At 66.0% G+C, this 23,349-nt stretch carries 21 protein-coding genes and 1 pseudogene; 15 read left to right on the forward strand and 7 right to left on the reverse strand.

The genetic code is table 11. The annotated features are described in order from the left end of the window. The first annotated feature begins 93 nt into the window (after nucleotides 1–93). The 3 genes from A6V37_RS11885 (at nucleotide 94) to A6V37_RS11895 (ending at nucleotide 3,110) form a co-directional block, all read left to right on the forward strand. Nucleotides 94–753: a response regulator gene (locus A6V37_RS11885; protein ID WP_064267249.1), complete on the forward strand. Its 660-nt coding sequence runs from the start codon at nucleotides 94–96 to the stop codon at nucleotides 751–753. Continuing rightward, nucleotides 753–2,126, forward strand: coding sequence for an ATP-binding protein (locus tag A6V37_RS11890; RefSeq protein ID WP_064286011.1), 1,374 nt, complete (start codon nucleotides 753–755; stop codon nucleotides 2,124–2,126). Before A6V37_RS11885 ends, A6V37_RS11890 begins: the two co-directional genes overlap by 1 nt. A gap of 135 nt (nucleotides 2,127–2,261) precedes the next feature. Further along, nucleotides 2,262–3,110, forward strand: coding sequence for a ProQ/FinO family protein (locus tag A6V37_RS11895; RefSeq protein WP_064267251.1), 849 nt, complete (start codon nucleotides 2,262–2,264; stop codon nucleotides 3,108–3,110). A gap of 17 nt (nucleotides 3,111–3,127) precedes the next feature. Here the strand turns inward: A6V37_RS11895 and A6V37_RS11900 are convergent, their stop codons facing one another. Then, a complete protein-coding gene (locus A6V37_RS11900) occupies nucleotides 3,128–4,480 on the reverse strand; it encodes a TAXI family TRAP transporter solute-binding subunit (RefSeq protein ID WP_064267252.1) in 1,353 nt (450 codons plus the stop codon). Between the two features lie 254 nt (nucleotides 4,481–4,734). Here A6V37_RS11900 and A6V37_RS11905 point away from each other — a divergent pair, with 254 nt between their 5' ends. The 3 genes from A6V37_RS11905 (at nucleotide 4,735) to A6V37_RS11915 (ending at nucleotide 6,580) form a co-directional block, all read left to right on the forward strand. Then, nucleotides 4,735–5,151: a DUF2946 domain-containing protein gene (locus A6V37_RS11905; RefSeq protein WP_423213109.1), complete on the forward strand. Its 417-nt coding sequence runs from the start codon at nucleotides 4,735–4,737 to the stop codon at nucleotides 5,149–5,151. A gap of 106 nt (nucleotides 5,152–5,257) precedes the next feature. Beyond that, nucleotides 5,258–6,172, forward strand: coding sequence for a hypothetical protein (locus A6V37_RS11910; RefSeq protein ID WP_242665776.1), 915 nt, complete (start codon nucleotides 5,258–5,260; stop codon nucleotides 6,170–6,172). Nucleotides 6,173–6,187: 15 nt separating this feature from the next. Then, nucleotides 6,188–6,580, forward strand: coding sequence for a copper resistance CopC family protein (locus A6V37_RS11915; protein ID WP_064267254.1), 393 nt, complete (start codon nucleotides 6,188–6,190; stop codon nucleotides 6,578–6,580). A gap of 140 nt (nucleotides 6,581–6,720) precedes the next feature. On the opposite strand, the gene A6V37_RS11920 is transcribed toward A6V37_RS11915, so the two are convergent. Continuing rightward, entirely contained in the window at nucleotides 6,721–7,608 is an 888-nt protein-coding gene (locus tag A6V37_RS11920; protein WP_064267255.1) for a LysR family transcriptional regulator, read from the reverse strand. 104 nt (nucleotides 7,609–7,712) lie between these two features. Here A6V37_RS11920 and A6V37_RS11925 point away from each other — a divergent pair, with 104 nt between their 5' ends. The 3 genes from A6V37_RS11925 to catC are packed head-to-tail and all read left to right on the forward strand — an operon-like array spanning nucleotide 7,713 to nucleotide 10,150. Then, nucleotides 7,713–8,870, forward strand: a complete 1,158-nt coding sequence (locus A6V37_RS11925) for a muconate/chloromuconate family cycloisomerase (protein WP_064267256.1) — start codon at nucleotides 7,713–7,715, stop codon at nucleotides 8,868–8,870. Nucleotides 8,871–8,917: 47 nt separating this feature from the next. Continuing rightward, nucleotides 8,918–9,826 (forward strand): catechol 1,2-dioxygenase, encoded by a 909-nt coding sequence (gene catA / locus A6V37_RS11930; RefSeq protein ID WP_064267257.1) that lies wholly within the window; start codon nucleotides 8,918–8,920, stop codon nucleotides 9,824–9,826. Nucleotides 9,827–9,859: 33 nt separating this feature from the next. Continuing rightward, nucleotides 9,860–10,150 carry a muconolactone Delta-isomerase gene (gene catC / locus A6V37_RS11935; protein ID WP_064267258.1) on the forward strand — a complete coding sequence of 97 codons (291 nt, stop codon included), beginning with the start codon at nucleotides 9,860–9,862 and terminating at the stop codon, nucleotides 10,148–10,150. Between the two features lie 116 nt (nucleotides 10,151–10,266). Here the strand turns inward: catC and A6V37_RS11940 are convergent, their stop codons facing one another. Continuing rightward, on the reverse strand, nucleotides 10,267–11,151 hold the full coding sequence (locus tag A6V37_RS11940) for a LysR family transcriptional regulator (RefSeq protein ID WP_064267259.1): 885 nt from the start codon (nucleotides 11,149–11,151) through the stop codon (nucleotides 10,267–10,269). A 209-nt stretch (nucleotides 11,152–11,360) separates the two neighbouring features. Between A6V37_RS11940 and A6V37_RS11945 the strand changes: the two genes are divergently transcribed. From A6V37_RS11945 to A6V37_RS11955, 4 genes and pseudogenes are all read left to right on the forward strand, one after another. Beyond that, entirely contained in the window at nucleotides 11,361–12,110 is a 750-nt protein-coding gene (locus tag A6V37_RS11945; RefSeq protein ID WP_242665777.1) for a sulfite exporter TauE/SafE family protein, read from the forward strand. Between the two features lie 131 nt (nucleotides 12,111–12,241). Further along, nucleotides 12,242–12,472: pseudogene (locus A6V37_RS39050) on the forward strand (M20/M25/M40 family metallo-hydrolase); the annotation flags it as partial. A 38-nt stretch (nucleotides 12,473–12,510) separates the two neighbouring features. Next, nucleotides 12,511–13,533 (forward strand): histone deacetylase family protein, encoded by a 1,023-nt coding sequence (locus A6V37_RS11950; RefSeq protein WP_064267260.1) that lies wholly within the window; start codon nucleotides 12,511–12,513, stop codon nucleotides 13,531–13,533. A gap of 148 nt (nucleotides 13,534–13,681) precedes the next feature. Next, complete coding sequence (locus A6V37_RS11955; RefSeq protein ID WP_064267261.1) at nucleotides 13,682–14,428, forward strand: SDR family NAD(P)-dependent oxidoreductase; 747 nt, start codon at nucleotides 13,682–13,684, stop codon at nucleotides 14,426–14,428. Nucleotides 14,429–14,527: 99 nt separating this feature from the next. Here A6V37_RS11955 and A6V37_RS11960 read toward each other — a convergent pair whose 3' ends face one another. Then, nucleotides 14,528–15,412, reverse strand: a complete 885-nt coding sequence (locus tag A6V37_RS11960; protein ID WP_064267262.1) for a LysR substrate-binding domain-containing protein — start codon at nucleotides 15,410–15,412, stop codon at nucleotides 14,528–14,530. A 146-nt stretch (nucleotides 15,413–15,558) separates the two neighbouring features. Between A6V37_RS11960 and A6V37_RS11965 the strand changes: the two genes are divergently transcribed. Then, a complete protein-coding gene (locus tag A6V37_RS11965; RefSeq protein ID WP_064267263.1) occupies nucleotides 15,559–16,791 on the forward strand; it encodes a 2-aminoethylphosphonate--pyruvate transaminase in 1,233 nt (410 codons plus the stop codon). A 107-nt stretch (nucleotides 16,792–16,898) separates the two neighbouring features. Further along, nucleotides 16,899–17,702, forward strand: coding sequence for a phosphonoacetaldehyde hydrolase (gene phnX / locus A6V37_RS11970; RefSeq protein ID WP_064267322.1), 804 nt, complete (start codon nucleotides 16,899–16,901; stop codon nucleotides 17,700–17,702). Between the two features lie 34 nt (nucleotides 17,703–17,736). Here the strand turns inward: phnX and A6V37_RS11975 are convergent, their stop codons facing one another. Genes A6V37_RS11975 through A6V37_RS11985 form a run of 3 tightly spaced genes read right to left on the reverse strand, consistent with a single transcriptional unit; the run spans nucleotide 17,737 to nucleotide 23,068 of the window. After that, a complete protein-coding gene (locus tag A6V37_RS11975; protein WP_208607862.1) occupies nucleotides 17,737–20,628 on the reverse strand; it encodes an Hsp70 family protein in 2,892 nt (963 codons plus the stop codon). Then, nucleotides 20,625–22,493 carry an Hsp70 family protein gene (locus A6V37_RS11980; RefSeq protein WP_064286013.1) on the reverse strand — a complete coding sequence of 623 codons (1,869 nt, stop codon included), beginning with the start codon at nucleotides 22,491–22,493 and terminating at the stop codon, nucleotides 20,625–20,627. Before A6V37_RS11980 ends, A6V37_RS11975 begins: the two co-directional genes overlap by 4 nt. After that, nucleotides 22,490–23,068, reverse strand: a complete 579-nt coding sequence (locus A6V37_RS11985) for a DUF2760 domain-containing protein (RefSeq protein WP_064286014.1) — start codon at nucleotides 23,066–23,068, stop codon at nucleotides 22,490–22,492. The genes A6V37_RS11980 and A6V37_RS11985 overlap by 4 nt, the downstream gene beginning before the upstream one ends. Nucleotides 23,069–23,349 lie beyond the last annotated feature (281 nt).

Here is a 23,349-nt window from a genome sequence, read left to right on the forward strand (position 1 = left end):
TTCAGCGAAACTTCAGCGAAACATAAGGCAAACCTAAGGAAGCGTTAAGCTAACGGACGGGACAATGCGGGCAAACCGGACAGAGGAGAAGCCATGCGTCTGCTATTGGTCGAAGACGACGAGATGATTGCGGAAACGGTGCAAGGCGCCATGCGCCGGGCCGGCTACGCGATCGACTGGGCCGAAGACGGCCGCGCGGCGGAGCTGTCGCTGGGCAACGGCGTGTACGACCTCGTGCTGCTCGATCTGGGCTTGCCGAAGAAAGACGGCATCGACGTGCTCAACGCCTATCGCAAGGGCGGCGGCGCCGCGCCGGTCATCATCCTGACCGCGCGCGACGCGGTGGACGAACGCATCCGCGGCCTCGACGCCGGCGCCGACGACTACCTGATCAAGCCATTCGACCTCGACGAACTGGCCGCCCGCGTGCGTGCGCTGCTGCGCCGGCGCACCGGCCAGAAGCAGCCGGTCTATGCGCACGGCGAACTCACGCTCGACCCGGCGGCGCACGAAGTCACCAAGTCCGGCGAGCCGCTGCCGCTCGTGCCGCGCGAATTCGCGTTGCTGCAGGCGCTGATCGAAGAACCGACCCGTGTGTTCACCAAGTCCGAGCTGGAAGAGAAGCTGTATGGCTGGGGCGAAGAGGTGGGCAGCAACACGATCGAAGTGCACGTTCATAGCTTGCGGCGCAAGATCGGCGCGGACCAGGTGGTGACCGTGCGCGGCGTGGGCTACCGTCTGAAGAGGTGCTGATGACCTCGATTCGCCGCTGGCTGCTGGGCTGGCTGATATTTGGCCTGGCGGCGGCCTCGGGTGTGGCCGGCTTCGGCATATTTCATACGGCGCGCGAAGAAGCGAGCGAACTGTTCGACTACGAACTGCGCACCGTCGCGCTGTCGTTGCCGTCGAACCTCGCCGGCGCGGGTGACGGTGAACACCATAGCCCGGACCTGGGCGATCTGGCGGACGACCGGGTCGTCATCGACATCTGGGACACGGCCGGCCAGCTCATCTATCACTCGCGCCAGGCGCCGGTATTCCCGCGCCAGCCCGCGGGCTTCAGCACGGTGGAGCGCGGCGAGTACCACTGGCGCACGTTCGGCGTGCAGCAGGCGGGGCGCTATATCCAGGTGGCGCAGCCCATCTCCGTGCGCGAGGACCTGGCGATGAAACTGGCGCTGCACACGCTGTGGCCGCTCGCCGCGCTGGTGCCGGTCACGATCGGGCTGGTGCTGCTGGTAGTGGCCCGCGGGCTGGCGCCGATCGGCGGCCTGTCGCGCGCGCTGTCCACCCGTTCGATCGATTCGCTCGAGCCGCTGCGCCTGGACGGCAGCGTGCCGGTCGAGATCAAGCCGCTGGTGGAAGCGCTCAACGATCTGCTGCAGCGGCTGCACACGGCGTCGCAGGCGCAGCGTACGTTTATCGCCGACGCCGCGCACGAATTGCGCTCGCCGCTCGCCGCGCTGAAGCTGCAATTGCAAGCGGCGTCGCGCGACGGCTCGCTCAAGGGCGAAGGGCAGACGCTCGAGCGCGTCGAAGGGCGCGTCAACCGGATCATTCACCTCGTGCAGCAATTGCTGACGCTGGCGCGTGAGGACGCGCATCCGGTGACGTCGATGGTGCCGGTCAGCTTGCGCCGCATCGGCGAGCAGGCTGTGGGCGATCTGTCGCTGCTCGCCGAGACCAAGGAGATCGACCTCGGTCTGGAGTGCGAAGGCGCGCGCTCGGCCGGCGATACGTACGCCGTGCTGGCCGAGCCGCACGGCATGAGCGTGCTGCTGGGCAATCTGATCAACAATGCGATCCGCCATACGCCGCGCGGCGGCCGCGTCGACGTGATTTTGCGGCGTGCCGGCACGCGCGTGAATTTCGAGGTCGTCGATACCGGCTCGGGCATCCCGGCACCCGAGCTCGAACGCGTGTTCGACCGTTTCTATCGCGGGGACGAGGCTCAAGGCGAGGGCAGCGGGCTTGGGCTCGCGATCGTGTCGCGGATCGCCGAGCGGCATCAGTTGCGACTCGCCCTGCGCAACAATGAAGGCCGCCCAGGCCTGTGCGTGTCGTTGTCCGGCCTGAAAGCGCATGAGGCCCTTGAGGCCATTGCGCCGGCCGCCATCAAGAGTTGACGGGGTCAGAACGGCGGGTACATCGCCCTGACATGGCGCGACGAAATACTCTATTTGCTGCCCGCCTTATGGCGCGGACACGAGCGTGTTTCCACACGCTGCTACAATCTCGTCTTTCTCGATCGATTGTGCGCTATGGGTTTCGAACAACTCGCTGAACTGAAGAAGCAACTGGCAGCGGCCCGCGCCGCGGCCGCACCTGCCGCGCGCTCCGGTGGCGGCAAGCCTGCTTCAAAGGACGCTTCCAAGACTGGCGCGGAATCGCACGCAAAACCGGGCGCCAAGCCTGGTTCGGCTGGCGCCAACGCCGGTGCGAAGTCGGGCCCGAGGCCTGCCCGCAAGCCCGCGCCGCCGCGCCGTGCCGCGCCCGCATCGGCGCCTTCGGCCGAGGGTGCCAACCCGGCCAGCACGAAGCCGGCTGTGGATGCGAAGCCCGTCGACCCCGTGGTGAAATCGATCGGGCGCTTGCAGAAACGCTTCCCCATTGCTTTCCCGAAGAATCCGGCGCCCAAGCTGCCGCTGAAGGTCGGTATTTTCGAAGACCTGGTGGTGCATGCGAAGGAACTGTCGCTGAGCGAAGCCGAGTTGCGCGAGGCGATCAAGACGTGGTGCCGTGGCAGCCGCTACTGGAAATGTCTCGTCGAAGGCGCGGCGCGCGTCGATCTGACCGGCGCCGAGGCCGGCAAGGTCACGGCGCAGGAAGCCGCCGGCGCGCAGCGTCTGCAGGCGCATCGCGCGAACCGGAGCGCACAGAAAGCGGCGGCTGGCGCGGCGAGCGCGACCGCAGCAACTGCGCCGGCGAGCGCTGAAGGCGCTGAGGCGACAGCCGAGGCCGCGAATGCACAGGCTGAAGCCGCAACGGCTTCGGCAGACGGCGCACACAGCGAGCCGCAGGCCGCCCCGGCGGCGACGTCAGCGCCGGCGCCGACCAACCAGCAAGCCCCTGCCGAACCGGCGAGCCCGCCGGCCACCGGCGAAGCGTAAGCGAACCGCCACCCCGGCTAGGGGTGGCTGCCTTGCAGCGCGCCGGCCGCGAGGCGGCTGCGCACAAATCCGACGTGTTCACGCAGCACATAGAAGGCGTCGGCATAGGCGAGCGGCATGCGCAGGCGGTTCAACGTCCCCTCGATCTGATCCAGTTCCGCGAAGAGCCGTTTGCGCTCCTCGGCGGTCGTGTCGGCCATGGCCGCGCGTTCGATCGCGATCAGCGAACCATAGTAGCGATAGATGCGCGAGCGCACCCGCCAGCCGTACAGTGCGGGGATCAGGCGCATGGCCGGGACCAGCAGCACGGCCACCGGCAGCAGCAGAAACAGCGTGCGGTCGGCGATGCTTGCGAGCCAGAACGGCAGCGTGCGGTACAGAAAGCTCTTGCCGGTCTTGTAGTAGCGCTGCGCGTCCGCGCCGATCTGGTATTCATGCGCGACCGGACTCGGGAATTCGCCCGCATGCTGCAACAGACCCGGCGTGCCATGCACTTCCTGCGCCGCTTCGATCAGCAGGTCGGAGATGGCCGGATGCAGACTGGTCCGGGCCACGAGTTCAACCGTCGGGCTGATCAGATGGATCGTTTCAGGCGGTATCGTATGCTGCAAATCCAGCACGCCGGGCGGCAGGTCGATCTCGTTCAGATAGGGAAAGATGCGCGTATAGGCGCTCGCTTCCGAGAAATCCATCACCGAAATACCCGGCACCCTGAGCAGACGCAGCATCAGGTCACGCGTGGCCGAGTCGCCGTTCAGGATGGCCGCGTCAACGTCGCCCGCTATCAGTTGGGTGGCGGCCTGCATACCGTCGCTCGGCACCAGCACCGAGCTGCCGCCCGGCACAATGCCGTTTGCCTTCAGCAGCGCAAGCGCCAGCATGCGCGTACCGCTGCCTTCGCGGCCCACCGCGATCCGTTTGCCTTCCAGTTGCGAAAGCTGGTTCAGGCCCGCGCCGCGGTAGAACACCACCACCGGAATATAGAAAACGCTGCCGAGCGACATGAGCGACGAGGTGTCGAGCCCGCCGGCTATGCCGCCTTGCACCAATGCAATATCGACGCGCTGCTCGGGGTCCAGCAGGCGCTTCAGGTTCTGCACGGAGCCGTCGGACTCCAGCACATTCAGTGTGATGCCGTTGCGCGCGAGAATCTTCCTGTACTGCTCGGCGGTGACGAGAAACGAGCTGTCGTGCGGGCCGGCGCTCATGGTGATCGTCCTGGGCGGCGCCGGATCGATTAGCCAGACGATCAGTCCGACGACGATCACGACGATCGCGGCCACCACCACATAAGCCACGGTGTGATCGCGCCATTCGGCATGGTGCGGGTCGCCGGGAAAATGCGGGGGACGCGGGCGCGGTGCTTTCATGGACACTCCGTGCGGGATGCCTGGATGATCGCATTGTGTACCGTTGGCGGCGGGTTTGGCGTCGGCAGTATGCTCTATTGACCGGGTGGGCGGGAAACGCCTTGCCGTACGGCACAGCGGGCAGGATGGGCAGCATGGGCGGCCGGGGCGGGGTATTTCGGAATGTCCGGCATAACGAGCGCTCCAGCACACGAAAGGTGTGGTTCGCCGTGGCATAATTCTCCGCAGCTTTTCATCGTGTCGCCGCGCGCATCGTGAGTCGTTTCTATCGGAAGATCGGCAGTTGGCTGGGATTGTTTGCGATCCTGATGGCCACGCTCGCCCCGACGATCTCGCACACGCTCGCTGCGCGCAACGAAGCCGGCGCTATCCTCGGCGCGTACTGCGGGATGCCGCCGCTGGCGGCGGTACAGGCCGATGCAGCAGCGCTCACTTCCGGCGCGCCCGGGCAGTCCCTGGGCAAATCCGCCCAACACTCCGCGACCTCAGACAGCGACGCCTGCGGCTATTGCAGCCTGCTCGCCCACATGCCCGTCATGCCGAGCGTCGAGGGCTTGTTCGTCGTCGCCGTACGGACGCTGCAGCACACTGTCGCGACCCGTTTCGAAAGCGTTCGCCGGGCCGAACCGCTCACCTTCGCCCAGCCCCGCGCGCCACCGTTCCCATCCTGATTCGAGTCACCAAGGCGCGATGCCACGAGTGCATCGCGGCTGACGCCGCACGTCCGTTCGAGGCGTGCGCGCCGGCATAGTCACTCTCGATGAAACAGGATCAACCATGCAAATCCAGCAAAGCCTGGAAAGTCAGGCAAAGCGCAGCGGCAAATCGCTGCGCGCGGCGTCGCTCACCGCGGCCGCCGCTTCCGTGTTGTTGTGCGCGCCCACGCTCGCTAGCGCCCACGCGATTGCGGGCGATCGCGTCTTTCCCTCGACGCTGGCCGTCGACGACCCCGGCGTCGGCGACGAAGCCAACCTCGAGTACGGCCATCAACGCGTGCCCGGAGACAACGGTGATCAGAGCATCAACACGTTCAGCTTCGAGTACGACAAACTGATCACGTCACGGCTCGCGGTGTCCGTCGACGGCAACTATCAGATGCAAAACAATCCGACGGCGCGCGGTTTTGGCAACTTTGGCGTCGGCTTGAAGTACCTGTTGTATGTCAACGACGCGCACGAATTCATGACGTCGGTCGGGGTCAACGCCGAACTCGGCGGGACCGGCAGCCGTGCGGTCGCCGACAACTTCTCGACGATCTCGCCGACCGTGTATGTCGGCAAGGGCATGGGCGATCTGCCTGATTCTCTCGCGTATTTGCGCCCGGTTGCCATCACGGCGGAGGCGGCGCCGGCGCTCACCACCGGCGCAGGACAGCCGAACGCGTTCAACTACGGCTTCACGGTGCAGTACAGCTTGCCGTATCTGCAGCAGCACGTGCACGATGCCGGTCTGCCGCAGCCGTTCGCGAACCTGATCCCGCTGGTGGAAATCCCGCTGTCGCGCAGCCAGGGGCAGACAACCGGCACGGTCAATCCGGGCTTTATCTGGATCAACCGGTACGGGCAGTTCGGCGTGGAAGCGCAGGTGCCGATCAATCGCGCGAGCGGTTCGCACGTGGGCATCCTGGTCCAGGCGCACGTATTCTTCGACGACGTTGCGCCCACCACGATCGGCAAACCCCTGTTCCAGTAACGCAGGAGAAACACAATGAACGACATGATGAAGAACAGCCGCGCGAGACGCACGAGCGCCGCCACGAAACTGGCCACGCTGCTCGCGGGCCTCGCATTCGCGGGCGCGGCTCTCGCACATGTGTTTCCGCAGAAGCAGGAACCTGGTGCGGGCGCGACGGTGGCATCGCCCGCGCAGGTGCGGGTGCTGTTCGACGGGCCGCTTGAACCGGCATTCAGTTCGCTGACGGTGACCGACGCGAGCGGCAAGCAGGTCAACGCGCAGAAATCCGCCGTCGACGAGCATCAGCCGGCGGTGATCTCAGTGCCGTTGCCGCCGCTTGCCGCCGGCCGCTACACGGTGCATTGGGTGGCGGTGGCCTCAGACGGGCATCGCACGCACGGCGACTACAAGTTCGACGTAAAGTAGTCCGAAGTGGTGATGCGCGGCGGCATCCATCGGCGATGGTGTCGCGCATCATGCTGAGGCGCGTGGGGTTCACGGACATCATTGGATGCGAGCCCGCGTCCTTCAGGGCGGCAATCGCACGCCGCCCGCTCGCGAGCGTGTCAACTCCGCATGAAAATATCCCGCGCGAGTGAACACAGCAGCGCCGTAGTCGGCGATTCATCCTGCAAGCGGTGGCTCATGATGATCGGCGAGGCCACCTTGGCCGCCGGAATCGGCCGGTACACCACGCCGTGCGCGCGCAATCCCTCCACGCTTTCCGGCACGAGACACACACCCACTTGCGCCGCCACGAGGCCCAGCGCGGTCTGCAATTCCCTGACTTCATGAATCGCCTTCGGCTCCAGCGCGTGATCGTGCATCGCGGATAGCTGCTGGTCGGCGTAGCTCGGACGCGGCGTGCTGGGGTAGACGATCAGGGTTTCCTGCGCGAGCGCGGCCAGCGTGAGCGGCTTCTTCTGGCGCGCGAGCGGATGGTCTTGCGGCAGCGCGGCGATCATCCGTTCTTCGACGAGCACTTCGCGTGCGAGTTGCGCGTCGTCGAAACGCAGGCGGCCGAAGCCCACATCGATACGGCCGCCTTTGAGGGCCGCGAGCTGTTCGATCGTAAACATTTCAATCAGCGACAACTCGATATGCGGCGCGGCCTCGCGAAACGCCCGGATCACAGCGGGCAGCGCGCCATACAGCGTGGACGGCACGAAGCCGATCACGACGCGCTCAGCCAGTTGCGCAAGGCGGCGTGTCAGTGGCGCGAGCTCTTCGGCTTCATCGACGAGGCGCTTGGCCTGCGCATAGAAAATGCGCCCGGCCTCGGTCAGGCGCAACGGCCGCGAACCGCGCTCGAACAGCGCCAGGCCGATGCTTTCTTCGATCTGCTGGATCTGGCGGCTGAGCGGCGGCTGCGTCATATGCAGACGGTTGGCCGCTCGCGTGATGTTCATTTCTTCCGCGACCGCGATGAAGTAGCGCAGTTGGCGAAGTTCCATGCATACCTCCAAGGTATGGAAGTAGTCTGAATCGGTGTTGGACTGCTTCGCGGGTTTGTTTCTACTATGGGGGCTCCCGGTCAAGCAGTTCAGGAGCGCAACGAATGATAGCAACACCCGTGAAGATCGAAAGCGTGGAGACGATTCTCGTCGACGTCCCGACGATCCGTCCGCACCGCCTCTCGGTCGCAACGATGAACTGTCAGACGCTGGTGCTGGTGCGCATCCGGTGCGCCGACGGCATCGTCGGCGTGGGCGAGGGCACCACGATCGGCGGCCTCGCCTACGGCGAGGAAAGCCCGGAAAGCATCAAGGTCAATATCGACACATATTTCGCGCCGCTGCTCAAAGGCATGGACGCGACCCGTCCGGGCGCCGCCATGGCAAAGCTGCGCGAACTGTTTCAGGGCAACCGGTTTGCCCGATCCGCGCTCGAAACCGCCTTGTTCGACGCTCAGGCGCAGCGCGTCGGCGTGCCGCTCTCGGAGCTGTTCGGCGGCCGCGTGCGCGATTCGGTGGAGGTGGCGTGGACGCTCGCGAGCGGCGAAACCCAGCGCGATATCGACGAAGCCGCGCAGGTGCTCGAGATGAAGCGTCACCGTGTCTTCAAGCTGAAGATCGGCGCGCGCGCGGTGGCGGACGACGTGGCGCATGTCGTCGCGATCAGAAAGGCGCTGGACGGCCGTGGCGAGGTGCGGGTCGACGTGAATCAGGCATGGACCGAGTCCGAGTCGATCTGGGCCGGCCGGCGTTTCGCCGACGCCGGCGTAACGCTGATCGAGCAGCCGATTGCGGCGGACAACCGCGCGGGCCTCAAGCGTCTGACCGACCTGGCACTCGTGCCGATCATGGCCGACGAGGCGCTGCACGGACCGGCGGACGCTTTCGCCATCGCCAGTGCGCGCACCGCGGATGTGTTCGCCGTGAAGATCGCCCAATCCGGCGGCCTCGCGGGCGCCGCGCACGTGGCGGCGATCGCGGCGGCCGCGAATCTCGATCTGTACGGCGGCACGATGCTCGAAGGCGCGGTGGGCACGATCGCCTCGGCGCAACTCTTCAGCACGTTCGGCGAGTTGAAGTGGGGCACCGAGCTGTTCGGCCCGCTGCTGCTCACCGAAGAAATTCTCACCGAACCGCTGCGTTACGAGAACTTCTCCCTGCATCTGCCTGAAGGTCCGGGTCTGGGCATCACGCTCGACTGGGACAAGATCGATCGCCTGCGGCGCGACACGCGCAAGGGCGCCAGCGTTACCACACTCTGAACCGTGATCCATTAGTCATCCAGAACATCAAACGAAGGAGATACCCCGTGAACAAGCAAGCTATCGACGCGCTGCTCCAGAAAATCAACGACAGCGCCACCAGCGAAGGCAATCCGCGCACCAAGGAGATCGTCAACCGGATCGTGCAGGACCTGTTCTATACGATCGAAGACCTCGACGTGCAGCCCGCTGAATTCTGGACCGCGCTGAACTATCTCGGAGACGCCGGCAAGAGCGGCGAGCTGGGTTTGCTGGCTGCGGGGCTCGGTTTCGAACATTTTCTCGATCTGCGCCTGGATGAAGCGGAGGCAAAGGCAGGCATTGAAGGCGGCACGCCGCGCACGATCGAAGGTCCGCTGTATGTGGCCGGTGCGCCGCTGTCCGACGGGCATGCACGGCTCGACGACGGCACCGATCCGGGCCAGACGCTGGTGATGCGCGGTCGCGTGCTTGGCGAAGACGGCAAGCCGTTGGCGCATGCGCTGGTGGAAGTGTGGCACGCGAACCATCTCGGCAATTACTCGTACTTCGACCAGTCGCAGCCGGCCTTCAATCTGCGCCGCTCGATCCGCACCGATGCGGAAGGCCGGTACAGCTTCCGCAGCGTCGTGCCGGTCGGCTACAGCGTGCCGCCGCAAGGCAAGACGCAACAGTTGCTCGATCAGCTTGGCCGTCACGGGCATCGTCCGGCGCATATTCACTTCTTCGTGTCCTCGCCGGGCTTCCGCAAGCTGACCACGCAGATCAACATCGACGGCGATCCGTACCTGTGGGACGACTTCGCGTTCGCCACGCGCGACGGCCTCGTGCCGGCGGTCAAGCAGGCCGAGGGCGCCGAAGGCAAACCGTATGGCGTGGACGGCAACTTCGCGCTGATCGATTTCGACTTCACGCTGTTCAAGGAGCGCGAGAACCTGCCGGGCGCCGAAATCGAGCGCTTGCGCGCCGCGGCCTGATGCGTGGCCCAATGATCAGAAAGGAGAACCAGTATGCTGTTTCACGTTGAGATGACCGTCAACCTGCCGCCCGACATGGACGCCGAACGTGCCGCGCGCCTGAAGGCCGACGAGAAGGCGATGTCGCAAAAGTTGCAACGGGAGGGTGTATGGCGGCACCTGTGGCGCATTGCCGGGCGCTACGCGAATATCAGCGTGTTCGACGTGGAGAGCCCCGCACATCTGCATGATGTGCTGAGCCAGTTGCCGCTCTTTCCGTATATGGCGGTTGAAGTGCGCGCGTTGTGCCGGCACGCATCGTCGATTCGGGACGACGACCGGTAGGCGCGGCAGCAGGCTGAAGGTGCCGCGCAGGCGGCACCTTGTCAAAGCGCGGCGTGAACGCAAGCGACCGTGACGCCATGCCCTACAACTGCGTCGCAGCGCTGCCCGCGCCGCGGTCAGACTCCCGCCAGATGGCGCACCAACGCCTTTTCCGGACGCGCCATCGCATTCAGCTCGCGCATGCAGATCAGCAACTGCCGCGTGGCCCAGCTATCGGTCAGCTCGATCGTGCGGATACCCGGCGTGCCGCGATAGCGCTTCGCCGCCGTGGCCGGCACGATGCCGACGCCGGCACCTTGCTCGACCATGCAGCAGATCGCGTCGAAAGTCCGCACATGGGTTCGCACACGCAGGCTCTGGCCGGCGAGCAGCGCCCGCTCACCCAGATAGGCCGTCAGCGCGCTATCCGCGCTCAGGCCGATGAATTCGCGCTCGGCCACCTCCGCGAGCGTGGCGCGGCGGCGAGTCGCGAGCGCATCGTCACGGCTCGTGATGAGCACCAGTTTGTCGACGGCAAAGGGCAGGGTCTGCAATGCGCCGTGCTCGACCGCGTCTGAAATGATGCCGATTTCCGCTGCGCCGGTAAGCACGGCCTTGACCGTTTCGCTGCTTTGGCGCTCCTTCAGATCGATCTGCACGTTGGGATGATTGCGCAGAAAGAGGCCGATCGCGGAAGGCAGGAATTCGGTAATCGCCGCCGTGTTGGTCCACAGGCGGATGCAGGCCTTGCGGCCTTCCTGATGCTCGCCAAGTTCGCCCTGCATTCTTTCTATCTGCCCCAACACGAGCCGCGCATGATGCGCGAGCGTGTCGCCGGTCGGCGTGGATTCGACACCGCGGCGGCCACGTTCGAGCAGCGGCATGCCCAAGGTGTCTTCCATGCCGCGCAGCCGCGCGCTCGCCGAGGGCAGCGACAGGTTCGCGCGCGCCGCGCCGTGCGTGATGCTGCCGGTATCGAGAATGTGCAGAAAGAGCCGTAGATCGACGAGGTCGAAGCGCATGGAGGACCGTTTGAGCGGGAGCCGGTAGTGGGTTGTCTGCCTCGGTTACGGGCCAGGTTGCAGCCTGCGTTTAAGGTTGGGTTTAAGCCTGGGTTTGAGCCTGGGTTTGAGCCTTCGTCCCAGCCTAAGGCACAGTACGTATCTTACGCATTGTGGCCTGCCTTGCGGCGATCGAAAATCGCTGACATCACATCAACAACACCGATCCGATGATCTCTTCGCTTGCGATGAACGCCGGCGTGATCGGCGCGACCTTCGTGGTGGCCGGTTTCGTCAAGGGCGTGACCGGCATGGGCCTGCCGACTGTCGCGATGGGCGTGCTCGGCACGCTCATGCTGCCCGCGCAGGCCGCCGCGATGCTGCTGGTGCCGTCGTTCGTGACGAACGTCTGGCAACTGTTCGCGGGGCCGGACGTGCGGGCGCTGTCCAGACGGCTGTGGCCGATGATGGCAGGCATTACTGCCGGAACGGTCGCGGCCGCGTCGTTCATCGCCGGCGGGGGCGGCGTTTGGGCGGTGGCCGGCCTCGGCGCCGCATTGATGCTTTACGCAGCGGCCGGCTTGCTCGCGTGGCACTTGCCGGTGCCCGCGCGGCACGAACGCTGGTTGTCGCCGGTGATCGGCGCGGTCACGGGCGTCGTGACCGGGGGCACCGGCGTGTTCGTCGTGCCGGCGGTGCCTTATCTGCAAGGGCTGGCGTTGCAGAAAGAAGAACTGGTGCAGGCGCTCGGGCTTTCATTCACCGTCTCCACCATTGCGCTCGCGATCGGCCTCGCACGGGAGCACGCGTTTGCGATCGACGATCTGCGCGCATCGCTCTTCGCCGTGGTGCCGGCGCTCGTGGGCATGTGGATCGGACAGCGCGTGCGCGGGTGCATTAGCGGGATCACTTTTCGCCGATGTTTTTTTGTTTGCCTGCTCGCACTGGGCGTGGAATTGTCGGCGCGCGCATTCGTTTAATCCGTGACGTGAGCGAACAAGGAGGGCAAAGTCATGTGGCCCGTTATTCTCGATACACTCGGCGCGCTGGCGGTGCTGGCCAGCGTGACGGTGCAGATCAAGCTGCTGCTTAAGCGCTGAATCCACTCAACGCGACGCGCCGGCTGGGTTATGCCTATAAGCGTATTGTCAGCGGTGCGGGGCATGATGCGATTCATCTGGCGCGGCACGTGCCGAGCGCCATGGTGTTCATTCCCTGTGTGAACGGACTCTCGCACAACGAAGCCGAAGACGCGCTACCCGACGACGTAACCGCCGGCGCGAACGTGTTGATCAATGCGGTGCTGGCGCGTGCCACAGTGGTCGCACCGGCGCACGCTTGAAGCTTGAAGCTTGAAGCTTGAAGCAAAGGAAGCAGAACATGCAGACGTTTTTTCATCCCGCGCAATTGAAGCACCATCCGCGCAGCTATTTTTCGCGCGGCCAGATGCGCACGGCGCAAGAAGTGCCCGAGCGTGCGTTGCGGCTCGTGGAAGCGGTCAGGAAACTCGACTTCGACGTGCGCGAACCCGCGGATTTCGGCACGGCGCCGCTCGCCGAAGTGCACGGCATGAACTATCTGCGCTTCCTCGAGGAAGCGCACCGCGAGTGGAAAAAGATGCCCGCGGACTGGGGCGACGAAGTGATGTCGAACGTGTATATCCGCGAGAACAATCCGCTGCGCGGCATACTCGCGCAGGCCGGGCGCTATCAGGCCGACGGCAGTTGCCCGATCGGCGCCGATACGTATGAATCCGCGTACTGGTCCGCCCAAAGCGCGCTGGCCGGCGCGCAGGCGCTTCTCGACGGTGCTGGCGAGGCCTACGCGCTATGCCGCCCGCCGGGCCACCATGCGCGCGCCGAAGCCGCCGGCGGTTTCTGCTATCTGAACAACGCTGCGGTGGCCGCGCAGGCCTTGCGCGGGAAATACGCACGCGTGGCGATACTCGACACCGACATGCATCACGGCCAGGGCATTCAGGAAATTTTCTACGGGCGCGACGATGTGTTGTACGTGTCGATCCATGGCGACCCTACGAATTTCTATCCGGCGGTGGCGGGCTTCGAGGACGAGCGCGGCGTGGCGCAGGGCGAGGGTTACAACGTCAATCTGCCGATGCCGCACGGTTCATCGGAAGAGGTGTTCTTCGAGCAACTCGATGCGGCGCTGCGCGTGGTCGCGCGTTTTCAGCCCGAGGCGCTCGTGGTGGCACTGGGCTTCGACATCTACAAGGACGATCCGCAAGCGCTGGTAGCCGTGACGACCGAAGGTTTCGGCACGCTCGGCGGCCGGCTCGGCGCGCAGAAACTCCCGACCTTGATCGTGCAGGAAGGCGGCTATCACATCGAGACGCTCGACGCGAATGCGCGCTCGTTTTTCAACGGCTTCACTTCGATGCGGTGAATTGAGGGGCGAGGGCGACCGATTGTTCGGCTCACGTAACGTATCTGTTCGCTTTCGACCACTTTATCCGTGCCCCCGAGATGCTTACATTGTCTTCGGCGGTAGTGCGCCCGCACGTCGGCGCGAATCCATTTGAAAGGAAACGATGATGAGCAAGCTCACAGGTAAGGTCGCGGTGGTCACCGGTGCATCGAAAGGCATCGGCGCGGCGATTGCAAAGGCATTGGCTGCGCAAGGCGCCTCGGTGGTGGTGAATTACGCGTCGAGCAGGTCGGGCGCCGACGGCGTGGTCGCGGATATCACCGCGGCGGGCGGCAAGGCAGTGGCCGTGGCGGGCGACGTCTCCAAAGCAGCGGACGCACAAGGCATTGTCGACGCGGCGATCGAAACGTATGGCCGGCTGGACATTCTCGTGAACAACTCGGGCGTGTATGCCTTTTCGCCAATTGAAGAGATCACTGAAGAGCACTTCCATCAGCATTTCAATGTGAACGTGCTGGGCCTGCTGCTCGTCACGCAGGCGGCGGTCAAGCATCTCGGCGAAGGCGGCAGCATCGTCAACATCAGTTCGGTCGTGAGCCGCATTACGCCGGCGGGCAGCGCGGTCTATACCGCGACGAAGGGCGCGGTGGACGGCATTACCGGCTCCCTTGCCCGTGAACTGGGGCCGCGCAAGATCCGCGTGAACTCCGTGAATCCAGGCATGATCGCTACCGAAGGCACGCATAGCGCGGGCTTCATCGGCTCGGACTTCGAGACATGGGCTGTCAGCACGACGCCGCTTGGCCGCATCGGCCAGCCGGACGATATCGCCGACGTCGTCACCTTCCTCGCTTCGGACGATGCGCGCTGGGTGACCGGCGAAAGCCTGATTGTGAGCGGCGGGTCGCGGTAACACTTGAGCGCGTGGCGCACGGCGGCGTGCGGCATGGCCCGATATCATTGAGGCTGTGGCGCATGCCGGCGCGCGCCTGACAATGTGCCGCCGCTGCTTTTATCGGGCTGCGGCGGCGGGCGCAGGCCCCGGCAACTCCACCGCAAACAACGCATCCAGCAGATTCGATCCCGGCCGCTCGGCGCGGCGCGTGAGCGACTCGATCATCTGCACCTGGCAATCCTCCAGCGGAATCATCCTGATGCGCCGCGATTCGTTGAATTCGGCGCGCGCGATCACGCCCACCCCCATGCCTTGCGCGACCGCTTCTTCTAGCGCCTCGCGCCCGTCCACGTACATCACCGGTTCCACCTGCAAGGACTCGCGCACCAGTTCGATCTCCAGCAATTGCTGCGTGACCGATTGCGGCTCGCGGAAAATCATCGGCTGCTGAACCAGTTCGGTGTAGCTCAGCTTGCGTTTCTTCGCGACTGCATAACTCGCCGGCACCATCGCCACCAGCGGGTCGCGGCGCAACACGCGCGCCTCGAGCCGGCTGTGCACCTGCGGCGCGGCGGTAATGGCGGCGTCCACCGCGCTCGACAGCACGCGCTGCATGCAATCGGCCGCGTTGGCGATGGATAGCGTCACGACGATCCCCGGATGCAGCTTGCGAAATGCGCCGATGAGCGCGACCGCCAGATCCGGCGCGTCCGCGACCAGCGAGAGCGAACCGGATTCGAGCCCGCCCGCCGATTCGAGCAGCTGCCGCGCGTCGCGCTCGCAGCTGAGCATCTGCCGCGTCACGCTGAACAGGCGCAGGCCGAGTTCGGTGGTTTCGACGCCGCGCGGCCCGCGTTCGAACAGTTTGACGCCGTAATCCTGTTCCAGCCGCCGCACGTGGTCCGACACCGCAGGCTGCGTGAGCGAGAGCGCCTGCGCGGCTTTGGAGAATCCGCCATGTTCCGCGACCGCATGAAACGCCCGCAATTGCGCGTATTGCACGTGTGCCTCGCCAGTAAATAAGTTTTTGCGATACCTGCATCAATTATATCGATTTTACCGATGCTCCTTCTTTCTGTACTGTAGTGAACTACGGAAGTGAAGTACCGGATTGAAGTACCGAAACAGCGATATCGGAGAGTTCGAACATGGAAAGCACGATCGGCAATGCCCCCGCCGCGCCCGCGGCAGCATCTGCTGCGGCCACCTGCGCGCCGCCGGCCAAGGGTGAGCCGTATCTGTTGACGCCCGGGCCGCTCACCACGGCGTTCTCCACCAAGGAAGCCATGCTGCGCGACTGGGGCTCGTGGGACGGCGATTTCCGCGCGATGACGGCGCTCTTGCGCACGAGCCTGCTGGACATCGCCGGCGACACGGCGGGCGAGTATGACTGCGTCCCGTTGCAAGGCAGCGGCAGCTACTGCGTCGAGGCGATGCTCGGCAGCCTCCTGCCGCGCGACGCGCACGCCCTGGTGCTCGCCAACGGCGCGTATGGCAAGCGCATTGCCTCCACGCTCGGCTATCTCGGCCGCGCCCATACGGTGCTCGACAAGGGCGACTACCTGCCGCCGCGTGGCGAGGAAGTCGAACGGATGATCGATGCCGACCCGCGTATCACCCATGTGATCGCGGTGCATTGCGAAACCAGCTCGGGCATTCTCAATCCGCTGGAGGAAATCGCCGCCGCCACTGCGAAGAAGGGCCGCAAGCTGCTGATCGATTCGATGAGCGCATTCGGCGCGGTGCCGCTCGACGTGCGCGAGATTGCGTGCGAGGCTTTCGTGTCGTCGGCGAACAAGTGCATCGAGGGCGTGCCGGGCTTCGGCTTTGTGATCGCCCGCAAGAGCGCGCTGCAGGAGGCCAAGGGCCGCAGCCACTCGCTCGCGCTCGACGTCTACGATCAATGGGACGTGATGAACCGCACCGGCCAATGGCGCTTCACGCCGCCCACCCATACGGTGGCCGCGTTTATCGAAGCACTGCGTCTGCACAAGCTCGAGGGCGGCCAGGCTGGACGCCTCGCGCGCTACGCGCAAAATCGCGACGTGCTGGTGGCGGGCATGCATGAACTCGGCTTCGAGCCGCTCCTGGGCGCGCGCTGGCGCTCGCCGATCATCGTGACGTTTTTTTCGCCGGCGCACCCGTCGTTCAAATTCGAGCGCTTCTATGAATTGATGAAGCAGCAAGGTTTCATCATCTATCCGGGCAAGCTGACGGTGGTGGACAGTTTCCGCATCGGCTGTATCGGCCAGGTGGATGAGCATGTGATGCGCCGCGTCGTCGAGGCCTGCGGCAATGCGTTGCGGACGATGGGCGTCGACCGTGCCACGCCGCCGGCGGCCGCGATCGAAGAGCGTAAGGCATTGGCGGAAATGGCCTGATTAATGGGGTACCGCGGGGGTTCCGTGCGTACGCGTGCGGAACCCATGGCCACGCAGGGCGCGCGGCATGCCGCGCGGGTTTTGGAATGACCTGGAAATTGAAGTCTGTGAAGCATGTAAAAGCAGTGATTTTCGACTGGGCCGGTACGGTGGTCGATTATGGTTCTCTGGCGCCGATGGGCGCCTTCGTCGAGACGTTCGAATTGTTCGGCGTGTCGATCACGATTGAGGAAGCACGCGGTCCGATGGGCATGGCCAAGCGCCCGCATATCGCGGCGCTAATGGCGTTGCCGCGCGTCGCGCTGGCCTGGGCCGACAAATACGGCCATCCGCCGGGCGAGGCGGATATCGACGCCGTGTACGACGTGTTCGTGCCGAAGAACATCGCGGTCGCGGCGAGCTACAGCTCGGTGATTCCGGGTGTGGCCGAGGTGGCGAGCGCATTGCGCGCCGACGGCATCCGCATCGGCACGACCACCGGCTATACACGCGAGATCATGGCCGAGATCGTGCCGGGCGCGGCGGCGCAGGGATTTTCGCCGGACAGCATCGTGTGCACCGGCGATACGCCGGAAGGCCGGCCGTCGCCGTACATGATCTACAAGACGCTGCCGGAATTAGGCGTGTGGCGCACAAAGGACGTGATCAAGGTCGACGACACCGAAGTGGGCATTGAAGAGGGCATCAACGGCGGCACGTGGGCCGTTGGGGTCGCCGTGAGCGGCAACGCGTTCGGTATGGCCGAAGCGGACGTCAAGGCGCTCGCGCCGGCTGAATTCGCGCGGCGCCGCGGGGCGGCGATCCAGAAGTTGCAGGCGGCTGGCGCGCACTATGTGATCGACAGCGTCGCGGATCTGATGCCGGTCGTGCGTGACATCGACGCGCGTCTGGCGCGGGGCGAACGGCCGTAATGAGGTGAGGGGAGCGGGTCGAGGGGCGAGCCCCTCAATCCGCAATCAGCTTCAGCCCCACCGGCAAGGACTCGCCGAACACGCGGCCTTCGTCGGCCTTGTCGAGCTCCACACTCTCGCTCACCATCGTGATCCACGCGCGCGGCGCATTCGCCGCTTCGAGCCTGCGCACCACTGCGTGGCGCACGTCGTCGGGCAGGTCGCGCGAACGGTCGCCCGTCATGCGGGCAATCTGCACCGCGGCAAACGCGGCGGGATCGACCTTCTTCCAGTCGAGCGCGAGGATCGCGTTCAGCCATTGCGTGGCGACTTCCGGCGGCACGACGCCATGCGCGCTGCCGTAGAACGGCCGCCGCGCGCCGATACGGCCCACCGCCCACCAGCTTTGGTGATTTTCAGCGGGCTTCTTCAAACGATTCAGCACCGATTCGCCGAGTTCGATCTTGCGTTCGGCAGGAATCCTCTCCAGTGACGCGCTCAGGCGAACCATATCCGTGAAGCCGGTCTTCGCGACGTCGAACGGCAGCTTGTGACGCGACTGCGCGGCCGTTTGCAGGTATTCCATCGCATCGAGCACGCGCAGTTGCGCGCTTTCGTCGAGCCCACCTGCCGCGCGGCGCCAGAGCGTCCACCATTCCGACCAGACCTGGCTCTCGTTGACGTACTGAATGCCGTCGTCGAACAGCGACCAGAGTTGTTCGACGCGCCATTCGTCGAGCGGATAGCCGAAGCCCGGCCGCACGCAGTAGCCGGCCAGATTCAGCCACAGACGCTCGTGATCCGCCGAGCGGCGCCGCCGGCGCCCGCGTTCCCACAGCGCGCCGAACAGTTCGCGCAGCAGAGCGCTGTTCCAACTGTCGCGCGGCCCGAGCAGGTGTTCGAGCTGGGCGCGCAGGCGTTTGATTTCCTTGGGGTCGACGTTTTGCGAGCGCGAACCGAAGCTGCGGTCGATTTGTTCGATCGCCTGATCGAGCGCCGGATGGCGTGCGTTCGCGGGATCGTCCGGGAGGTTCACTTGTGCGTCTTCGCGGCGCAACTGGAATTCGAGCAGCCAGCGTTGCGCCGGCTTATCGGCTTCGATGTCGGCTTCAATGCAGTGAACTTCGAGCGTGCCCACTTCCGTGAGCGAGGTCGCGATCTGCACCTTGGTTTCACGTGCGGTGCTCGCGCCGCGCGGCTGCACGATCGTCGCAATCGGCGGCAGGCGCACGAAATCGCCTGCAGCCATATCGGCCAGATCGATCAACTCGCCGGCCTGATACACCGTGTCCGCGCTCGACGAGACGAGGTGAAAGCGCACCGGATGCCCGAGACGCAGCGCGAACGCGCGATTCGCGATCAGGATCTCGTGGCCTTCTTCGGTGCCGCGCGGCAGCAGGCAAATGCCGCGTTCCTGCGGCAGCGCATCAGGCGTGGCGTCGCCGGAATCGTCCAACACGAGGAAGTAGCTGCGCGGCGAGCCGCCGACGATTTTCGGCGCGTGGCCCGCACGCGCCAGCGAATAGGCAACCGCGCCGCGCGCGACCGCCACGTCGGGGTTGTCGTTGTGCAGCACGTTGAGCGGCGCGCCGCGCCATGCGCCGAGCGTGCTCGCAAGGCGCCCGCTCAGCGCCGGCGCGCGGAACACCCCGCCGTTCAGCAGCAGCGTATCGGGGACGGGCAACGCAGCCTCGCCGCCGTCATTCGTACCCGTGCCGGCGTCGTCCGTGCCTAGCGCCTTACGCGAGTGCGCCGCGAACCGGCTCAGAAACGCCGCAATATGACGCGTGACGGCCGCGTCGGTGGCATAGGGCAGGCCGAACTCGACGATCGCGCCGCGCGGCCTGCCGGGCCGCTCACTGGACGCCACTGCCGGAAAGAAGCCGTCGACGATAATTTGCTCGACCTCCGCGCGCGTGACCTGCACCGTGCGCGCTCCGCCAATCAGCTTCGACCCTGCGCCGAGCAGCGTGATCGAAGCCGATTCGGGCGCATCGGCGCCGAGCAGTTGCTCCTTGGCGCCGCGGCAACGCTCCACCAGTTGCGACAGGCTCGCCGCCGACAAACGCCCGCGCTCGCCGCCGCCCGGCAGCCGTGCTTCCACCAGATGCGCGAGCGCCAGATCCATGTTGTCGCCGCCGAGCATCAGGTGATTGCCCACGCCGATGCGCGTGAGCTGCGGCTCGCCGCCCTGCAAATTCACTTCGATCAGCGTGAGATCGGTGGTGCCGCCGCCCACGTCGCAGATCAGCACGAGGCGGGTCTGCGCGAGCTCGCCGGCCAGCCGCTCGCGATGCTGGAACAGCCAGTCGTAGAACGCCGCCTGCGGCTCTTCCAGCAGCTTGAGGACGGGCAGGCCCGCCATGCGCGCCGCTTCGACGGTCAGGGCGCGCGCGCCTTCGTCGAATGAGGCGGGGACGGTGAGCACCACGTCCTGGCGTTCGAGCGGCGCATCGGGAAACCGCTGGTTCCAGGCCGCGCGCACGTGCGCCAGATAGCTCGCGCTGGCTTCTACAGGAGAGACCTTGTGGACGTCGTCGGCGGCGCCCCACGGCAGGATCGGCGCGACGCGGTCAACCGACGCGTGCGAGAGCCAGCTTTTCGCGCTCGCCACTAGCCGTCCCGGCACCTGAGCGCCCAGCAGGCGCGCGAGCCGGCCGATCACGACCGGCTGCGCGTCTTCCGTACCGGTAGTATTAGCGGCGGCGGACCACGGCAGTTGCAAATCGCCGGGGCTCAGTTCGCCCGGCGCCGCGTGATAGCGCACCGAGGGCAGCAGCGGGCGCGCGGCCACTTCGCCGGGGCTCACCAGCTGCTCGATTTCGAAGACGCGGATCTGCTGCGAACCACCCGGCGAACCACCTGCCGCGCCCGCCTCGGCGTAGGCGAGCACCGTGTTGCTGGTGCCGAGATCGATACCGACGCTATACCGCTTCATCTCACTCATGCATTCGCGTTGCCGCGCACGTCGAACTCGACTTTCCAGCGCTCGTCGGTGCCGCGCGGCATGGCTTCGAGTTCGAGCGTGCCCGCTTCGGTGACGCGCGCGTGCAGCTTCACCGGGCCGACTTCGCCGGCGGTGCGGCCGGCGGCGGGCAGCGTTGCCTGAATCTCTTCCAGCTCCTGCAATTCCTCCGGGCCCCAGAAGTCGAGCAGCGTGCCGACCTGATCCTGACGGCGCACCGACGACCCGAAGAAGCGGAAGTGCACCGGTTCGCCGACCACCAGCCCGAACTCCTGCGCGGGCAACTCGGCCTCGGTGCCTTCTTCCATGCCGAACGGCGCCACGCACAGCGCCTGGATCGGCGGCTCGAGACCCGGCACGGCGGGCATCGCCGATTCGATCGCAATGTAGTACGCACGGGCGGTGCCGCCGCGAATCCGCACGCCCTGGCCGCGCCGCACGTAGCCGTAATAGGCCGCGCCGCGCGCGACCGCCAGATCGAGATCGGCGCCTTCGAGCAACCGTGCCGGCGCTGCGCCTTCAGCCGCGAGCCAGCCGTTGAGCGTGCTCATGATGCGCTCGACCAGCAGCGGCGACTTGAACACGCCGCCGTTGAACAGCACGGCGGTGGGATGCAGGAAGCTCGCATCCCGCGCCGCGGCCGTCTCGCCCAGACCTTCCAGTTCGGCGAGCGCGCCCACCTGGCGGCCGAGGAAGGCCGCCAGATGCCGCGTGATGCCGGCGTCCTGCGCGTAGGGCAGGCCGAGCTGCGTGAGACCCGCGCGAGCCCGGCTCACCGGACGCGCGGCGCTGTCCACCTGCGGGAAGAAGCCTTCGAGGATCGTCTGGGTCAGCTCCGCGCGCGTCAGCTCGGTGCGGATCGAGCCGCCGATCAGTTTCGAGCCGCGGCTCGGCACGACGAGCGGCACGGTCTCGGTGGCGGAGTCGCTCAGCAGCGTTTCCTTGGCCGAGCGGCATGCATAGGTAAGGGCGCGCAATTGCCATGCGTCGGCCTGGGTGCCTTGCGCCGCCAGCTTGCGCGCGACCACGTGCGCGAGTGCGAGGTCCATGTTGTCGCCGCCGAGCAGAATGTGCTCGCCGACCGCGACACGATGCAGTTCGAGATTGCCGTCGCGCTCCACCACCGCGATCAGCGAGAGGTCGGTCGTGCCGCCGCCCACGTCGACCACGAGAATGATGTCGCCGACCTTGACCTGCTTGCGCCACTGGCCGCCGCTCTTCTGAATCCAGCTATACAGCGCGGCTTGCGGCTCTTCCAGCAGCGTCATGCGGCCATAACCGGCCGCCTCGGCGGCTTCGGCGGTCAGCTCGCGCGCGGCCGGATCGAACGAGGCGGGTATCGTCACCGTGATGTCCTGCTGGCTGAACGGCGCGTCCGGATGCGCGTGGTCCCATGCCTCGCGCAAATGCGTCAGATAGCGCACCGAGCTTTCCAGCGGCGAGACGCGCGCGATTTCCGGCGGCGCGTCGTTCGGCAGAATCGCCGCGCGCCGGTCGACGCCCGGATGGCACAGCCAGCTCTTCGCGCTCGACACGAGCCGGATCGGCGTGGCCGCGCCGCGGCTGCGCGCGAACTCGCCGACCGCGAACTCGCGCTGACCGGTCCACGGAAGATAGAGGTCGCCGGAGGCGAGCTCGTCCGGATGCGGCAGATAGAGGAACGAGGGCAGCAGGTCGAGGTTGCCGATCGCGCCGGGGCCCGTGAGCTGGGCAACAGGCAGCACACCCTGGGTCGTTTTCTCGCCGTCGCTGGCGCTGGTGTCCACATAGGACAGCGCGCAATGCGTGGTGCCCAGGTCGATGCCAATGACGTAACGTGACTCGCGTGACTGGTTTGCGTCGCTCATAGCTCCACCTCGGCCGGTGCGATGACCTTCGCGTTGTGGCTGTCCGCGAGCTTCGGCAGACGCCCTTCGTCGACCCGCCAGCCGCGATGGCTAATGCTGCCGTTGAACGGCGCCTTGCCGACGACGTTGCCGGTCAGACGGATCGAGGCCGCGTCGAAGCCTTCGGCCAGCGTGACGCGGCTGCCTTCGGCTTCGTCGCGCACCGGGCGGATCGTGAAGTGCTCGCGCAGCGTGGCGCGGCAACCGTCGTGCACGAGGCGCGCGGCCGCGCCGATGTCGGCGTCGCTATAGCTCTTGATGTCCTCTTCGACGAAATCGATGAAGCGGGCGTCGCGTTGCAGCAAGCCGAGCAGTTGCAGCGCGGCGTCGGGACTCGCTTCCTTCAGCACGGGCGCAGGCTTCGGAGCCGGTGCCGGTGCGGCGGCGGGCGCCGGCGTGGGGGCCGGGGCGGGCGCTGCACCACCCTTGCGCAGACGCAACACTCCGGCGGCGAACTCACCGTCGCCGAGGATGCTGAAGAACGTGCCCACGGCAAGGGAAATCCTGCCGAGGAAAGACGGGTTCGAATCGGTCATAAATGCTCCTGAGGTGCTCTGTTAAAGGACGAGCTGTCCTGGCCGCGCCGCACGCGAACGGCCGCGAGGCCCCCTGGCGGGGCTTGCGCGGGCGGTCGTCATGCGAGTTGGCGAGGGCCGGCGGCATGCCTGCCGCCGACGTCTGATTTATCCGGGAGCGCGGCGCGGTTCGCGCGCACAAAACCCGTATTTTGCCTTGCGGCGGGCCCGAAGCGGACAAAGCCGGGCATTCTAGCGGGCAATGCGGTGAGATTGGCGGGTTGTCACGAACCGATCACGCG

Source organism: Paraburkholderia ginsengiterrae (genome assembly GCF_001645125.1).
Classification (GTDB): domain Bacteria; phylum Pseudomonadota; class Gammaproteobacteria; order Burkholderiales; family Burkholderiaceae; genus Paraburkholderia; species Paraburkholderia ginsengiterrae.

What these genes read in the sequence shown, in the direction of transcription:
- A6V37_RS11945 (WP_242665777.1), top strand. Translation starts at nt 11,361, where the DNA reads ATGATCTCTTCGCTTGCGATGAACGCCGGCGTGATCGGCGCGACCTTC.
- A6V37_RS11925 (WP_064267256.1), top strand. Translation starts at nt 7,713, where the DNA reads ATGATAGCAACACCCGTGAAGATCGAAAGCGTGGAGACGATTCTCGTC.
- A6V37_RS11965 (WP_064267263.1), top strand. Translation starts at nt 15,559, where the DNA reads ATGGAAAGCACGATCGGCAATGCCCCCGCCGCGCCCGCGGCAGCATCT.
- A6V37_RS11885 (WP_064267249.1), top strand. Translation starts at nt 94, where the DNA reads ATGCGTCTGCTATTGGTCGAAGACGACGAGATGATTGCGGAAACGGTG.
- A6V37_RS11900 (WP_064267252.1), bottom strand. Translation starts at nt 4,480, where the DNA reads ATGAAAGCACCGCGCCCGCGTCCCCCGCATTTTCCCGGCGACCCGCAC.
- A6V37_RS11890 (WP_064286011.1), top strand. Translation starts at nt 753, where the DNA reads ATGACCTCGATTCGCCGCTGGCTGCTGGGCTGGCTGATATTTGGCCTG.
- A6V37_RS11920 (WP_064267255.1), bottom strand. Translation starts at nt 7,608, where the DNA reads ATGGAACTTCGCCAACTGCGCTACTTCATCGCGGTCGCGGAAGAAATG.
- A6V37_RS11985 (WP_064286014.1), bottom strand. Translation starts at nt 23,068, where the DNA reads ATGACCGATTCGAACCCGTCTTTCCTCGGCAGGATTTCCCTTGCCGTG.
- A6V37_RS11955 (WP_064267261.1), top strand. Translation starts at nt 13,682, where the DNA reads ATGAGCAAGCTCACAGGTAAGGTCGCGGTGGTCACCGGTGCATCGAAA.
- A6V37_RS11910 (WP_242665776.1), top strand. Translation starts at nt 5,258, where the DNA reads ATGCAAATCCAGCAAAGCCTGGAAAGTCAGGCAAAGCGCAGCGGCAAA.
- A6V37_RS11980 (WP_064286013.1), bottom strand. Translation starts at nt 22,493, where the DNA reads ATGAGCGACGCAAACCAGTCACGCGAGTCACGTTACGTCATTGGCATC.
- A6V37_RS11975 (WP_208607862.1), bottom strand. Translation starts at nt 20,628, where the DNA reads ATGAGTGAGATGAAGCGGTATAGCGTCGGTATCGATCTCGGCACCAGC.
- A6V37_RS11940 (WP_064267259.1), bottom strand. Translation starts at nt 11,151, where the DNA reads ATGCGCTTCGACCTCGTCGATCTACGGCTCTTTCTGCACATTCTCGAT.
- A6V37_RS11895 (WP_064267251.1), top strand. Translation starts at nt 2,262, where the DNA reads ATGGGTTTCGAACAACTCGCTGAACTGAAGAAGCAACTGGCAGCGGCC.
- A6V37_RS11950 (WP_064267260.1), top strand. Translation starts at nt 12,511, where the DNA reads ATGCAGACGTTTTTTCATCCCGCGCAATTGAAGCACCATCCGCGCAGC.
- A6V37_RS11915 (WP_064267254.1), top strand. Translation starts at nt 6,188, where the DNA reads ATGAACGACATGATGAAGAACAGCCGCGCGAGACGCACGAGCGCCGCC.
- catC (WP_064267258.1), top strand. Translation starts at nt 9,860, where the DNA reads ATGCTGTTTCACGTTGAGATGACCGTCAACCTGCCGCCCGACATGGAC.